A 14,884-nucleotide genomic window follows, 5' to 3' on the forward strand; every position below is an offset into this window, starting at 1 on the left:
GTGACCTCAGGAACGCAGCAACGTCATCTCCAACGCCGCGAGTGAGGTGTCGAAGCAATGCTGCAGTGCCGGCACCACCGCCTCTGCGCGGGCGAAGTCGCCGTCCTGCGCCGCGTGCTCGACACGCAAGCATTGCTCGGCGAAGAGCTTCGCCCCAAGATTCAACGCAGAACCCTTGAGCGTGTGCGCAGCTCTCTCGAGCGCGTCGGCGTCGCGGCGCTCCAGGGCAGCGTAGATATCCGCGAGCAGTACGGGTGATTGCGAGCGGAAAATTTCTATCAACTCGAGCAGAATTTCGTCGTTCGCGGTTTTTTTCAGCTCACGAAGCATGTCTATAGTCTGCGGCTCGAGCAGGTCGGCGACGGTGGTGGACGTTATGACGGGTGTCGTCAGCCGCGGTCGCGACTCAAACCAGTGCAGAATTCGCTCCTGCAGTTCTTCGATGCGAATGGGCTTGCTCAGATAGTCGTCCATGCCGGCGTCGAGACAATTCTGGCGATCGTCACCCATCGCATTCGCGGTAATGGCGATGATGACGGGCCCAGGATTCTCGCCATGCTCGGCACGAATCTGCAGTGTCGCTTCGAGCCCATCCATCTCGGGCATCTGCACATCCATGAGCACCAGATCGTACGGCTGCCGGTGCATGGCATCCAGCACTTCATACCCGTTGGCGGCAATATCCGGGCGATATCCCATCTGCTCGAGAATTCTGACAATGAGCCGCGAATTGATGGCATTGTCCTCTGCAACGAGAACGTGCAGAGGATAGCGTTCGGCAAGGTGCTGATCCACCTTGGGGCGTGCGCGTACTTTTTCCGGTCGCGCGGTGCCGGGTGCGAGAACGTTCACAATCGCGTCGAAAAGCTGCGAATGCTTCACTGGCTTGGTCAGGATGGCTGTGAATAACTGCGTCCGTTCGGTTCGCATATCCTGACGGCCCAGGGAAGTAAGAAGGATAATGGGTAGGTCCGCATATCCCGCCATGCCCTTGATGGATGCCGCGAGCTGCGAGCCGTCCATTTCCGGCATCAGCATATCGAGGACGGCAAGATCGAACTCCGGCGCTTCGCCAAGTGCGATAAGTGCCTCCGCGCCGGATGCCAGTACAGTACTGCGCATTTTCCAACGGTCGAACAGCACGCTGAGAATACGGCGATTGGTCTGATTGTCGTCAACGACCAGAATGCGCTTCCCGGGGAGTTCCGGAGTAGGAGGGAAGGGATCGAGATTATCGGCTTCGGCCCTGATCGTGAAAAAGAAGGAAGATCCGGAGCCGGGCACACTCTTCACCCAGATCTTTCCACCCATCATCTCCACGAGTTTCTGACTGATGGCGAGTCCCAGGCCGGATCCACCGTATTTCCGGGTGGTTGATGAATCGAGCTGCGTGAAGGACTGGAACAGGTGTCCGATTCGCTCCGCCGGTATACCGATGCCGGTATCGCGGACCTCGAACAGCAGCTCGATATGTCTGTCGTCTATCGATGAACGGGAGACGGCCACGAATACTTCACCGCGATCCGTGAATTTGACGGCATTTCCGATGAGGTTGACGAGCACCTGTCGCAGTCTCGTGACGTCGCCACGAATGCTGCGGGGTACGGCATTGTCCACGAGGTACAGCAGTTCGATGCTTTTGTCACCGATATTCGGTGAGATCAAATCGAGGGCTTCTTCGACACACGGGCGGACTTCAAACAGCAGCTGCTCGATTTCCAGACGTCCTGATTCGATTTTGGAGAAATCAAGAATGTCATTGATGATGGTGAGTAAGGAATCGCCGCTGAGGCGGATGGTTTCCACGTACTCCCGCTGCTCCTGCGTAAGCGGAGTTTCCAGGAGAAGACCGGTCATGCCGATCACCCCGTTCATCGGGGTCCGGATTTCATGGCTCATGGAAGCAAGGAACTCGCTCTTTGCTCGGTCCGCCCTTTCGGCGGCTTCCTTCGCGATTACCAGGGCATCGGAGTAATCACGACGCTCTTCTTCCACCATCTGGTCGTCAATAAAGCGACCGATGCTTCGCGCCATCAGTTCGATGATCTCGATTTCACGAGGGGAGAAATCCTGCGGCCGTAACCGGCCGGATAAAAAGCTGAGCGTACCGTAAATCTGATCCCGCACAAAAATCGGAGTGCCGAGATACGATTCGAGCTGGAGATTGATGTACACGGGATGGGTTCGCATTTCCGGATCACTGCCGACATGCGTATAGCAGACGGTGGATGCTGTGCGCACGACACGGTCGCAATAGGTATCCGCCACCGCGAAGGTACTTCCCGGTGCGAGGGCATGCAGCGGTGAAATTGCGGCGTGAATCGTGAACTTGTCCGTGTCAATCTTGCTGATGACCCCGGTTTCCATACCGAGTATGCCGATGCCGGTCTGCAGGTAATCCTCGAACAATTCCTCGAACAAGGTGTAGGACGTCGTATGCAACCGGTGGATTTGCTTGAGTTGCTCGCTGAAGCGAAGGAGGCGTTGTTCGGCAAGTTTGCGCTCACTGATATCGTAGGAAATGGCGACAATACCGGCGGGCGCTCCGTCTATCACGAGCTGTGTTGCCGTCATGTGCACCCAGAACTCTTCACCCCGGACGGAGATCAAGAGCACGTCGCCTTTCCATGTCCCCGTGGCGACAGTTGCGTACACGTCGTCGCGCAGATTTGCGGGATTGGCGGGAGAGAGCAACACCCGGCCTTGCAGACCGATCAGTTCATCCCGCGCATAGCCGAGGCGCTCCAGAACCGCGTTGTTGACATACTCGATTTTCCCGTTCAGGTCCATCATGACGATGAGATCGTTGACGGAGCTGACCACCTGCGCGAGGCGCGTGATCTGTGCGGAGATACTGCGACGTTCCGTGACATCGCGCGTCGTGACCACAATACCCTTGATACTTGGCAGATGCAGATAATTTTTTGCCACCGCTTCAAGCGTTCGCCAGCTCCCATTCACATGCGCGTGACGGAATTCAATTTTCTCCTCCCGTTCCGGAGCGGAGAGCACAAGCTTCGAGGTCCTGTACACAAGTTCCACATCATCGGGATGGATGTAGTCGAAGACCAGCCTTCCGAGGCGCTGGCGTGTGCTGAAGCCGGTCATGCGTTCGGCGGCCACGGTCTCGTACTGAATAATACCGTCGCTGTCGAGTACCGTTATGGCGTCACTGAGATTCTGCAGCAACGACCGGTAGCGCCGCTCATTCTCCTGCACCGTCTGTTCGGCGTCGTGACGCGCAAGCCGGCCGCCGAGAATGCCGCTCATGACATGGAGTATCGCTTCCTCTTGCTCTTCCCAAACGCGCATACCGTGACAGTCGTCAAATCCGATAAACCCCCAGAATTTGTTATCCGAAAACACGGGAACAACCATCATGGAGAGAATGTCCTGCGATCGCAGCATTTCATGTTCAATCTCGGGAAAAGTCTGAACGTCGCCCTTAACGGCAAGACCCGTGCTGAGGTGCTGATACCATCGCTCCAGTGTCGGCTTGTAGGGGTAGTGTTGCAGCGAGGTGTTGTCTATCTGTGGTATGATGCCCTCGGCGACCCATTCGTTGATCTGCCGCATGAACAACTCGCCACTCCCGGTATCAGAGTCGTTTTGAAAGAGATACACGCGATCCACCTTCGTCGCCTCACCGAGCACACGGAGCGCGGAGTTTATAGCGGCATCGAGATCGGGAGAGGCAAGGAGGATGTCGGAGCAGCGGGCAACGGCTTGCAGCAGTGTGTCGCGTTTCTGCAGTTGCTCTAACGCCCTCACCCGTACCGTGATATTCCTGAGGAAGATGAGGACTTGGCCTTCAACAGCAGGCACGATACTCGCCTCGAAGAGGATGTCATCCGTTCCGTCTGTGGCGCTGATCTGCCCGCTCACCGGTCCCAATATGTTACGTGCTTGTGCAAGAAGCTGCGACAGTATCGGATCGGCGACAAAGGATTGCGTCTCCGTCAAAACACGCCCGGTGACGTCCCCGGGATCGGCGGGGAGACCCGGTGACCTGCCGGCAATTTCGAGAATGGTATTCTCGCCATCCAGTCGGAGAAACACATCCGGGACGTTGTGGCTTATCGCCCGCAGATCCGCTGCGGCATGAAAGAGCTCCATCGCATTTCTTTCGATGATAGAGCGGAGGGCCGCGATTTCCTCCGCCTGGCGCGAAAACGCATTTTCGACATCCCGGAGAAAGGTTTCCCATTTCTTACCTGTCGGCGGTGCGCCCTGAAATGCCGTCTCGATCAGTGCGCGCAGCGCCAGTGCGGGATCTCTTTCAGGCATTGTTCCGGATTCACGGATATCAGGGGAAGCGTCCATCGATGCTACTCGGCTACAGAGAGGAATAACAATTAACATACGAAAATTCGCGTCCCCAATCAGGATGTCATCCGCTGCGAACCACTGCATTACCCTATGTGTAGCATACCGCGTCTATATGAGAGTGGCATATACTATATACGATGGAACGATCCGTCCGGTGCGTGTGTTATGCTGAGGGGGATGGTTCGTTTGTACCACCTGGAGCCTGATGACATGAGTTCAACCACCACACCAAAACCCTTCCGTATTATGGATTGTTCGCTGGCTGCGATCGCAACCGGCCGACGCGCGCAGAACCTGCGGGAGTTGCGTGATCACATCCGTGACGTCGACGTGGACAGCATCTACTATCATTTCTGGGGTTCGCGCCTTCGTCCCCGCTTCGACGAACCGGAATTCAATAACGATTTTGCGTCCTGGGCGCATCGGGGTCTGCACGATGACGTCACCGCAGAACGTCTGAGTATCATTGATCCCCGCGACTTTCAAACCCTTGAGGAACTGCGCCATGAAATCGTCGAGGTGATCGATGCACGGCTGGACGAACAGGACTTCATCCCCTGGTCCAAAACGGATCAGCAGTTCTCCTTTATTCGTTCGCAAATCGTCGTTCTCGACACCGGCGTAACGATTGCCACCGTGGACGAGTTGATTTCGTCCCTCCCCGTCATGAGCACGAGCAGCGTGTATTACCATTTTATTGACGCACGACGGCGTACCGAAACAGGTCGAGATGATTTTTCTACCTGGCTCGCGGATACCGGAGTCAGATCCTCAACACTCGTTGACGCGCTTGCCGGAGTGGATCCCTATTTCGTCACCCTGGCGGATTTGCGCTCACATCTTGTCGGCGTCTGCACGGACTGGGCGCAGAGAGGAGTATTCGCATGACAAACATTTTGAACTCGTATGCCGCCGTTGTCGGCCAGGACGTCATCGACAAACTTCGGCGACTTGCCGAGCCCCTTCGCGGGACCAGAGTGGTGCATGTCAATTCGACGCGCGTCGGCGGCGGCGTGGCTGAAATACTGTACAAGCTCGTCCCCCTGCTGAATGAACTCGGACTGCAAACCGAGTGGGAAATCGTCGAGGGAAACACGGAGTTCTACGCCTGCACAAAGAGCTTTCACAATGGTTTACAAGGCGACAGCGTGTCTCTTACCGACGGTCTTCTGCGTAATTACGAAAACGTGAATGTGCAGAACGCAGAGCGCCTGCGTCCAAAACTGCAGCATGCGGATTTCGTGTTCATTCACGATCCGCAGCCGGCGCCGCTGCTACGGTCCATGCCGGACAGAAAGGGAAAATGGATATGGCGCTGCCACATCGATGTCAGCAAACCCTACAGACCGGTATGGAAATATCTTCGTCCTTTCGTCGCGTCGTATGACGCCAGCATTTTCTCATTGTCGGATTTCGCTCAACCCTTGCCGCATCCGCAATATCTTGTGCCGCCCAGTATTGATCCTTTGAGTGAAAAGAACACCGATCTGGATGCGACAGAGGTTCAAGCGGTAGTGGACAGGTTCGGTCTGGACACGTCGCGGCCTCTGGTGCTGCAAGTGTCGCGCTTCGATCGCTTCAAGGATCCTGTAGGCGTCATACGCGCGTTCCAGATCGCCCGTCGGGGGATCCCCGGATTACAGCTTGTGCTGGCGGGAGGCAGCGCCGACGATGATCCGGAGGGTGCCGCGGTCCTGGATGAGGTGCGCAGTGCGGCGGGAAATGATTCTGCTATCCACGTCCTTTTACTCCCCCCCGATGCGCATCGGATTATCAACGCGCTGCAGCGCGCCAGCGATATCGTGATGCAGAAATCCACCCGCGAGGGATTCGGTCTGACGGTAACGGAAGCCATGTGGAAATCGCGTCCGGTTATCGGAGGGAACACAGGTGGGATTCGACTCCAGGTGATTGACCACCATACAGGTTTTCTCGTCTCCAGTCCGGAAGGTGCCGCTTTACGCATTCGATATCTGCTGACGAACCGCGAGAATCTGATGAAAATGGGTGCCACGGCGCATGCCTTCGCACGCGATAACTTCCTTCTCACGCGCCATATCGCGGAGTATCTGACGTTGATGCTGCTGCAGCACAACGGTGGCAATCGCGTCGAGCTTCAACGGAGTATCGCATGAAAATACTGCGTGAAGGAGTTGATGCCGAAAAATTCTTCCGTTCGCAACAAGGATGCAGGCGACGCCTGCTCATGCTCGACTATGATGGCACACTCGCTCCATTTGTTCCCGACCGGGGCCGCGCATATCCCTGGCCGGGTGTGCGAGAGCGTCTCGATGGCTTGATGAGAGACAGCAGCACCATACTCGCTATAGTCACAGGGCGTGCGGTGCAGGACATTCTATCCTTGCTTGACCTGTCTCCTCTCCCGGAGATCTGGGGCTCACATGGCTGGGAGCATCGTGACGCGACCGGCGGGTATACGCCGCCCGCTCCAACCGATGAACAGAGGAACGCGCTTGACGCCCTGCTGCTTGAACTCAGAAGCCACGTGCACGCCCAACACATTGAACGAAAACCTGCCTCCATCGCTGTCCATTGGCGCGGATTGACACCGAGTCGTCAGGAGACGCTCGCAGCACAATTATCGAGAAACCAAGTGTCACCGGAGGCGGTGCTCGCACTCCACCCATTCGACGGAGGGCTGGAGTGGCGCATACCTGGTCGGAGTAAAGGCGACGCGGTACGGGCACTGCTCTCCGCGCATCAACCATGCTCTGCGGCATATCTCGGAGACGACCGTACGGACGAAGACGCGTTCGCCGCTTTGCGAACGCACGGACTCTGCGTGCAGGTACAGAACAACGAAAGTGACACCCTGGCGGATATCAGACTCCATCCCCCGGGCGAATTGTTGACATTCCTCGATCAATGGCTGGCGGGGTCCGTATGAGTTTTTTTCAGGAAATCGTGTATGGTAATAGTATTGTCGGCTGGATCATCGCGGCGGGTATTGCCCTTGGCGTGACGGCGTCTCTGTTTCTTCTCAAGCGATTTCTGGTCGTCCGTTTCAGACGCATGGCGCAGCGGACAAGCACGGATCTTGATGACATGTTCGCGGGTTTGTTGGAGCGCGTGACAGTCTTTTTTTCTCCGGCAATCGGAATCTATGGCGCATCCTACAGTCTGACGCTGACTACAGGAATGGAGCGCGCGCTGAGCCACATGATGTATGCGGTCATTTTGCTGCAACTTGGTATGTGGGGTAACAGCGTCATCGCGTACGTCATCGGAAAAACGCTAAAGCTGGAAGAGTACAGCGATGCCTCGACACAGACCACAATGTCCGTTTTACGCTTCCTGAGCAAACTCCTGCTCTGGTCTGTGCTTCTGCTGCTCATTCTCGATCATTTCGGTTTTAACATTACCGCGCTGATCGCGAGTCTGGGTATCGGCGGTATCGCGATCGCACTGGCCGCGCAGAACATTCTGGGCGACCTGTTCGCTTCACTTTCGATCGCCATCGATAAACCCTTCATCATTGGTGATTTCATCATTATTGATTCGTACATGGGGACGATAGAGAAGATAGGTATGCGTACGACACACATTCGCAGCTTGAGCGGAGAGTTGATTGTCTTCTCCAATACTGACCTGTTGCACAGCCGCGTCAGGAATTTCAAGCGAATGACTGAGCGTCGCATCGTGTTCACTCTCGATGTGGAGTATGGTACCCCGTATGCACTGGTCGAGGAGATACCCGGGCTCGTTCGCGACGTCATCGAACAGGACGCGATGACACGGTTCGAAAGAGGTCATTTCCACAAATACGGCGCCACGTCGCTCGTATATGAATTCGTCTATCACGTGACATCTCCGGAGTACAAGGATTTCATGGATGCACAGCAGCGCATCAATCTGGAGATTTACCGCCTCTTCGAAGAGCGCGGGATACAATTCGCCTTCCCGACGCAGACCATTCATATCGCCCGGAACGCTGAGATGCATACCGCTCGGGCACTATCGGAGGTGACGCATGAACAGTCCTAATCGTATGCTGATCGTATCCAACCGGCTGCCGGTGGTTATCGAGGAGGAGGACGGGGAGTGGAGCCTGCGTCCCGGCTCGGGAGGATTGGTAACGGCAATGGCGCCGGTATTGCGAAACCGCGGCGGAGTCTGGATTGGCTGGTCCGGCCTGCCGGATGAGAACCCGGAGCACATAGCGGATCTTCTGAATCAGGCACCGGCCGACACGGGGTACCGACTGTGTTCCGTACCGCTGAGTTCTCATGACGTGGATTTGTATTATCAGGGATTCTCCAACGAAGTCATCTGGCCGCTCTTCCATGATTTGCAGTCACTTTGTCATTTTCGGCCGGAATACTGGGACTGCTACCTTTCTGTGAACAGGAGATTCGCATCCGTGATAGCCGAAGAATATCGCGCGGGTGATTATGTGTGGGTGCATGATTATCATCTCATGCATGTCGGCGAGGAGCTCCGGCGGGAAGGTATTCAAAGCCCAATCGGCTTTTTCCTGCATATCCCTTTCCCCGCACCGGATATCTTCATGAAGCTTCCCTGGCGTTTTCAGGTGTTGCAGGCGCTGCTACAGTACGATCTCATTGGGTTTCAGACGGTACGCGACCATCGCAACTTCATCCAGTGCGTCCGCATGCTGATGAAGGATATTCCGATACGCCATGCGCGCGGAATGCACATATGTGCGACGGAGCGCGCGGAAGTGCGATTGGGTGTATTTCCGATAAGCATCGATTACGGCGACTTCGAGCGGCAGGCGCGGAGCCGGGAGATTTCCGAGTCCGCGTGGTACATTCATGAAGCGGTGCAGGACAGACAGATTGTCCTGGGTGTGGACCGTCTCGACTATACCAAAGGGATACCGAACCGGCTCGAGGCATTTCACCATTTGCTGCAAACGCATCCGGAGCTGCATGAGCGTGTGACCTTCATTCAGGTCGTTGTCCCGAGCCGCGCGGACATTGCACGCTATGATACACTGAAAACCGAAATCGAGCAGCTTGTCAGTCGCATCAACGGAGAATTCACCCGATCAGGATGGATTCCTGTACACTACATCTACAGACATCTTACACCACGGGAGTTGCTCGGTTACTATCGCACTGCCGAAGTCGCCTTTGTCACACCCATCAGAGACGGAATGAATCTTGTGGCGAAGGAATACTGCGCCTGCAACATCGATGGCAACGGGGTGCTCATACTCAGTGAATTTGCGGGAGCGGTGCAGCAGCTGCATCGCTACGCGCTGGTGGTCAATCCCTATGACGTGTCCGGTGTGGCGCAGGCGTTGTTTGAGGCATTGTCCATGCCCGCCGACGAACGGCAACGTCGTATGCGGCGTCTGCGGGCCATTGTTCGACGGTATGATATTTTCCGTTGGGTGGAGACATTTCTTCATGCCGCCATCGAAAAGGATCTTCGAAATTTTCCTTTGCTCGATGAATACATCCCATCTCAGTAAGACCATCGTGTCGATGCTTCCATCACGCCCGCTACGCAGAAATCTGAAATGGTGTGTTGTCGGTACCGCATGCCACAGCTCTGCATTGTGCATTGCACCTGCCGTATTGCCGAAAATATATTAGTTTGCTACCATGAAACACATTGCATTCACCAAGGCCGAAGGAGCGCAGAACGATTTCGTCATCGTGGATGATCGCACACGCGTACTGACGGATGACGATCGGCGCCGCTTCGCACAGCTCACCGCACATCGCCGCAAAGGTGTGGGATCGGACGGTACGATTATCATCGATGCTTCCGAAACACATGATTTTACGATGCATTTTTTCAATCCCGACGGATCCGTGGGCTCGATGTGCGGCAACGGCGGACGCTGCGCCGCCCTCTTTGCCTGGAAAAAGCAAATTGCCGCAGCCAACATGTGCTTCGAGGTACTCGGTCGCAGCTATACCGCATCTGTGCAAGGAGATGAGATTACGCTCAGTTTTCCTCCCCCGAGAAGCATCGAAGGGTGGAAGGATTTGGACCTCAATACGGACACCCTGCGCATATTCGTGATCGACACCGGTGCACCTCATGTCGTCCTGCTCCATGAGCAGCTACCCGAAAGTTTCGCTGTCGACTTTGAGGAGTTGGATATGCGACGCATCGGCCGCATCGTACGACACCATCAATACTTCGCCCCCGTGGGAGTAAACGTCAATGTTCTGCGCAAACACGGGCTGGCTCTCGATATCAGAACTTTTGAAAAAGGTGTCGAGGATGAAACCGAAGCGTGCGGCACAGGCACCATTGCCGCTGCCATCGCGGCGCATATCCACTATGGCATTGCTCCTCCGCTGGAGTTACACACACATGGCGGTGACACGCTGCATGTGGGATTTTCACCCGCATCCGAGCACAATTTCCTCGACACCCGATACTACGAAAACGCGTTATTCCTGCATGGACCCGCGCGCCTGGTGTTTGACGGAGAATATGTGCTGGAATGATATTTTTTTGAGAATTCGGCGCCGACGAGGGCGAGGAGTTGTTGCCGCTCTCTGTAGAGGGGCTCTCCTTCGATCACGACAGGGGATGCGATGCAGCATCGGCTTGCGGTAGTGTAAACCAGAAGAGACAGCCTTCCCCCACCGTGCTCTCAACGCCCACGTCTCCCCCGAGGCGCTTCACGATGCGTTCAACGATACTCAATCCCAGGCCATGGCCTTCCGCTTCGTCGAGATGCAGACGGGTAAAGGGTGTGAACAATCTGGCTCTCTCGCCCTCATTCAGTCCTTTTCCATTGTCTCTAACCCAGAACCGGATCATGCTACCCTCTGATCCGGGTGAGGCGACGTTGTCCCAGCCAAGTCGTATTTCCATGCGCTTTCCGTCTGCTGTATTTCCGTATTTGAGCGCATTGCCAAGATAATTGCTCCAGACGTTTTCAATCCACACCGTATGGCCGAGCACTTCAGGACATTGGTCGAAGCCGGAGACATCGGCATTACGGCCGCGGATGCGTTCCGCATGGCTACTGAGTACGTCGGTTATGATGGATGGCATATCGAGAACGGAGATGGGGACGTCGCTGTTGCGTCGTACGTTGGCGAGCAGGAGCAGCGCATCGATGATACCCTGCATCTTTTTTCCCGCTCCGGAGATGAACGAGAGGTGTTCGCGCACCTCTTCATCACTGAGCAGGTCTCTGAGGTTTTGAAGAGAATCGCTGAAGCCGATGACTACCGACAACGGTGCGCGGAGGTCGTGTGCTACCGTGTGCGCAAAGGCATCCAGTTCGGCATTGCCCGCTTCAAGTTCTTCTGCGTAGCGTTTGAGTTCCAGCTCCGCGAGTTTACGGGCGGAGATGTCCCGGAACACGACGAGGCGTCCTCGCTGTCGGTTTTTTTTACCGTGCAACGTAGAGACCCTGACATCATACCAGTATTGCTCTTCGATGCATACTTCCGCCTGTGCTTCCGCCGCATCACGGAATTCGTCCAGCACGTCCGCAGGAATGGCGGAGAGCTGATCGATTCGCATGCCGATAATCGGACGATCGTCGCGTTGCAGCACCGCAAGAGCGGCGGGATTGACGTCCACGACACGATCGAAAGCGTCCAACACGAGTACACCGTCGGTCATACGCTCGATGGTAGTACTCCGCGCCACGGGAACGATGTCCAGCATGTGGTAACGGAACATGCCCAAAGCGACCGCTATTCCGCTCAACGCAAAGGCTATCGGTGTCAAATCCTGATCAGCCCAACGGACCAGCCGCGTGATGTAGAGCACATTCCCAAGCCACGGCAGCGACATCGCGAGCAAAAGAAGGGCGATTTGCATACGGTACAATTGCTCCGAGCGCACGACAGCCCGGAACAGCAGCACCGTCCCAAGAAACAGGTGCAGATATATCCAGCCAACGGCTAGCCAGAACACCGGGCCATGTTCATAGCGAACCAGCAGATTGGGTTCCGATTGAAAGGGTAGAACCTGCGGCCAGACCAGACCGTGCTGTTCGTTCGTCGCGGTGAGGAGCATCAACACGACGGGGACAATCCACAGCAGTATCGAACGTCTCCCGATCCATCGTGATTCAGGATGTGCGTATGAGAGCGCAAAGAGCAGCCACAACTGCGGTATGGAGAGGATGCCGAGATAGGAAATTTTGGACCAGAGGATTTTGAGCCAGATGGTCTGACTGAGGAATTCGAAGGTGTTCGTCAGAGCCCAGAAACCCACCGCACACATCAGCAGGGTAAAATGCAGACCGCCCGGTGCGGTACGTCTCCGGTACACGTACATCGCGACGCCGAAGGAAATGATAGCCGCAGCGGCGGATATCAACAGATAGGGCGTGTAGTGCCAGTCGGCCAACGCCCGGGTGGCGGTGGTCACAGTAGCGGTATCGTACGGAGCGTGAAGGATCATGCGTCGTCGTTACATCCGATCAGATACAGGCGTGCATCGAAGGTCAGTCTCTCAGCTTGAGCAACCTCTCGCCGAAAACATACAGAAAGGGACGATGGAAACGAAATGCTGATGTATCGGCTGGTGCATCTGAGGATCCAGCTTCTCGCAATCATCGCGATTAGGTGCACAGGATGTTGTTCAGCACCCGGAGGTTTGCATAGCAGCATCACAACCCCCGCGCGGGTCATGGTTTTTCGGGATTTTTCTGCACTGTCGCGATGGAAATCGTCCGGTTATGCTCACGCCCGGCCAGCACGTGCGGACACATCCTGCGCGTGTTCCGTTGTCTCACCGCAGCACGACATACCCATACGGAGGAAGACGGAACTCGGCGCGTACACCTCGCAGGGAGAATTGCCCTCGCGAAAGTAATTGTTCGCCTTTCAGTGAACCGGGAAGGACCGTGCTTACCTTCGCCTCTTTCGCAGAACAGTTCACCGCTACGACGACCACTTCACTCCCCAGTCTGCGTGCGAACAGCAGAACGGGCGTCGCTTCCTTGGGGGTCAAGGCGAGCAGTTCACCCCTTCTGGCGGCGTCATGCTCACGCCGTATGCTGTAGAGACTGCGGTAGAGATCCCTGAAACCGTGCTCATCCTTGCTCCAGTCGATCAGCACGCGCTCGAAGAGATCGAGGGAGGAAAGATTTCCCGTTTCCTGTCCGTTATACAGTAATGGAACACCCGGCAGCAGAGTCGTGATCACCGCCGCAGCCCGTGCGGCGGCAGGTCCGAACCATTGCGCAGCCGGGGCGTCGTACATGTCCTTGTCGTGATTGGAGGAAAAGCGCAGGCGGAGCGCCCCTTTCGGATAGCGCCAGGTCTCGGCCCGCAGCGAAAAATGAACGTCCTCGGGATTTAGGTCGCCATTCAACAGCGGTCGCAATATATCGTAGGTGTTCCAGGCGTATGTCATATCGAAGGCGTTGACATGCAGCTTCGGATCGGCGCCTTCCGCCAGCATCATGACGGGTTTGACGGCACGGAGAGCCGCGATGGCTTCCACCCAGAAATCATGCGGTACGAGTTCGGCCACATCGCAACGGAAGCCGTCGATGCCGACGTCGCGCACCCAAAAGAGCATCATGTCCTTCATCCATTGGCGAAGTGCCGGTTGCGTATAATCAAGATCGGCGACGTCGTGCCAATCCTCATTCGGAGAAACGATGTCGCCCTCGGCGTTGCGTGTGAACCACTCGGGATGTTGCCTGATCAGCACATTATCCCAGGATGTGTGATTCGCCACCAAATCGATGATGATGCGCATACCGTTTGCGTGCGCCGATCGTACCAGTGAGCGGAAATCCTCCATACTTCCGAATTCCGGATTGACCGCGTGAAAATCCCTAACCGCATAAGGACTTCCGAGGCTGCCCTTCCGCCGCTCCTCGCCGATCGGATGAATCGGCATCATCCACAGCACGGTAACACCGAGATCTTTCAATTCCGGTAGTCGTCGTTCGATGGCCTTGAAGCTCCCCTCGCGTGAGAAGGAGCGTGGATACACTTCATAGATAACCGCATCGCGCACCCAGTCGGCGCTGCGCACCGGCTCGGCATTCACATACTCGCCACGCATGAGCTCCTCCTCCGATTCGTATTCCATCAACGAGACGGAGCCGACAAGACCGCCAGGTCCCGCCAGATCTTCGATTCGCAGAACCAGCACATTGCCCTTTTCCAGCAGCTTTCCCGTGACGTCAATAAAAAAGCGCTGTCCGTAGCCCGCGTGTGTGCCGATTCGTGCCCCGTTCAACCACAATTCGGCATTGTCGTCCACCGCGTCTATCACGAGCGCGGTCTTTGTGCCGGCAAGTTCTTCGGCATCAAAGCGCTGCACATACCACCCAAAGCCGTCGTAGGACGAAAACTCCCTGTGCTGATCCCAACTGCCGGGGACTGCGAGCGTCATCCACGACGTGTGATCGCTCGCCGGATCGAACCAGCGCTCCGTGAACCCGACATTTTCACCATCCACACGGAAATGCCAGGTGCCGTCGAGAGAAAGCGTCCGGGGGAGGTCGCGACGTTCGTTGTCCGTACCGCCGCAAGCGGAGAGAAAGAGGAAGAGGGAAAGCACAGTAATACGAGGCAGAGTAGAGCAGAAACAGCGACCGTTGGGCATGTCATTCTCC

9 protein-coding genes are annotated in these 14,884 nt (G+C 56.1%); 6 read left to right on the forward strand and 3 right to left on the reverse strand.

The genetic code is table 11. The features are described 5' to 3' along the window. Positions 1-6: 6 nt before the first annotated feature. Positions 7-4,287 carry a response regulator gene (locus M5R41_12780; protein ID MCZ7557267.1) on the reverse strand — a complete coding sequence of 1,427 codons (4,281 nt, stop codon included), beginning with the start codon at positions 4,285-4,287 and terminating at the stop codon, positions 7-9. A gap of 252 nt (positions 4,288-4,539) precedes the next feature. Between M5R41_12780 and M5R41_12785 the strand changes: the two genes are divergently transcribed. The 6 genes from M5R41_12785 to dapF all read left to right on the forward strand — a co-directional run bounded on the left by M5R41_12785 (position 4,540) and on the right by dapF (position 10,784). Beyond that, positions 4,540-5,217: a DUF5752 family protein gene (locus M5R41_12785; protein ID MCZ7557268.1), complete on the forward strand. Its 678-nt coding sequence runs from the start codon at positions 4,540-4,542 to the stop codon at positions 5,215-5,217. Further along, positions 5,214-6,464 carry a glycosyltransferase gene (locus M5R41_12790; protein MCZ7557269.1) on the forward strand — a complete coding sequence of 417 codons (1,251 nt, stop codon included), beginning with the start codon at positions 5,214-5,216 and terminating at the stop codon, positions 6,462-6,464. The genes M5R41_12785 and M5R41_12790 overlap by 4 nt, the downstream gene beginning before the upstream one ends. Next, complete coding sequence (gene otsB, locus M5R41_12795; protein ID MCZ7557270.1) at positions 6,461-7,237, forward strand: trehalose-phosphatase; 777 nt, start codon at positions 6,461-6,463, stop codon at positions 7,235-7,237. Before M5R41_12790 ends, otsB begins: the two co-directional genes overlap by 4 nt. Further along, positions 7,234-8,334: a mechanosensitive ion channel family protein gene (locus tag M5R41_12800; protein MCZ7557271.1), complete on the forward strand. Its 1,101-nt coding sequence runs from the start codon at positions 7,234-7,236 to the stop codon at positions 8,332-8,334. Before otsB ends, M5R41_12800 begins: the two co-directional genes overlap by 4 nt. Continuing rightward, on the forward strand, positions 8,321-9,790 hold the full coding sequence (locus tag M5R41_12805; protein MCZ7557272.1) for a trehalose-6-phosphate synthase: 1,470 nt from the start codon (positions 8,321-8,323) through the stop codon (positions 9,788-9,790). Before M5R41_12800 ends, M5R41_12805 begins: the two co-directional genes overlap by 14 nt. Positions 9,791-9,923: 133 nt before the next feature. Beyond that, positions 9,924-10,784, forward strand: a complete 861-nt coding sequence (dapF, locus tag M5R41_12810; protein MCZ7557273.1) for a diaminopimelate epimerase — start codon at positions 9,924-9,926, stop codon at positions 10,782-10,784. A 73-nt stretch (positions 10,785-10,857) separates the two neighbouring features. Here the strand turns inward: dapF and M5R41_12815 are convergent, their stop codons facing one another. After that, a complete protein-coding gene (locus M5R41_12815) occupies positions 10,858-12,708 on the reverse strand; it encodes an ATP-binding protein (GenBank protein ID MCZ7557274.1) in 1,851 nt (616 codons plus the stop codon). A 330-nt stretch (positions 12,709-13,038) separates the two neighbouring features. Then, complete coding sequence (locus M5R41_12820) at positions 13,039-14,874, reverse strand: alpha-amylase family glycosyl hydrolase (GenBank protein ID MCZ7557275.1); 1,836 nt, start codon at positions 14,872-14,874, stop codon at positions 13,039-13,041. Positions 14,875-14,884: the final 10 nt, after the last annotated feature.

It is taken from the genome of Bacteroidia bacterium (assembly GCA_027493955.1).
Taxonomy (GTDB): Bacteria; Bacteroidota; Ignavibacteria; order SZUA-365; family SZUA-365; genus JAOSJT01.

Bases quoted from the DNA above. Each gene is read 5' to 3' on its own strand.
- M5R41_12785 (MCZ7557268.1), top strand. From the start codon at position 4,540: ATGAGTTCAACCACCACACCAAAACCCTTCCGTATTATGGATTGTTCG.
- M5R41_12790 (MCZ7557269.1), top strand. From the start codon at position 5,214: ATGACAAACATTTTGAACTCGTATGCCGCCGTTGTCGGCCAGGACGTC.
- M5R41_12800 (MCZ7557271.1), top strand. From the start codon at position 7,234: ATGAGTTTTTTTCAGGAAATCGTGTATGGTAATAGTATTGTCGGCTGG.
- M5R41_12780 (MCZ7557267.1), bottom strand. From the start codon at position 4,287: ATGCCTGAAAGAGATCCCGCACTGGCGCTGCGCGCACTGATCGAGACG.
- M5R41_12815 (MCZ7557274.1), bottom strand. From the start codon at position 12,708: ATGATCCTTCACGCTCCGTACGATACCGCTACTGTGACCACCGCCACC.
- M5R41_12820 (MCZ7557275.1), bottom strand. From the start codon at position 14,874: ATGCCCAACGGTCGCTGTTTCTGCTCTACTCTGCCTCGTATTACTGTG.
- otsB (MCZ7557270.1), top strand. From the start codon at position 6,461: ATGAAAATACTGCGTGAAGGAGTTGATGCCGAAAAATTCTTCCGTTCG.
- M5R41_12805 (MCZ7557272.1), top strand. From the start codon at position 8,321: ATGAACAGTCCTAATCGTATGCTGATCGTATCCAACCGGCTGCCGGTG.
- dapF (MCZ7557273.1), top strand. From the start codon at position 9,924: ATGAAACACATTGCATTCACCAAGGCCGAAGGAGCGCAGAACGATTTC.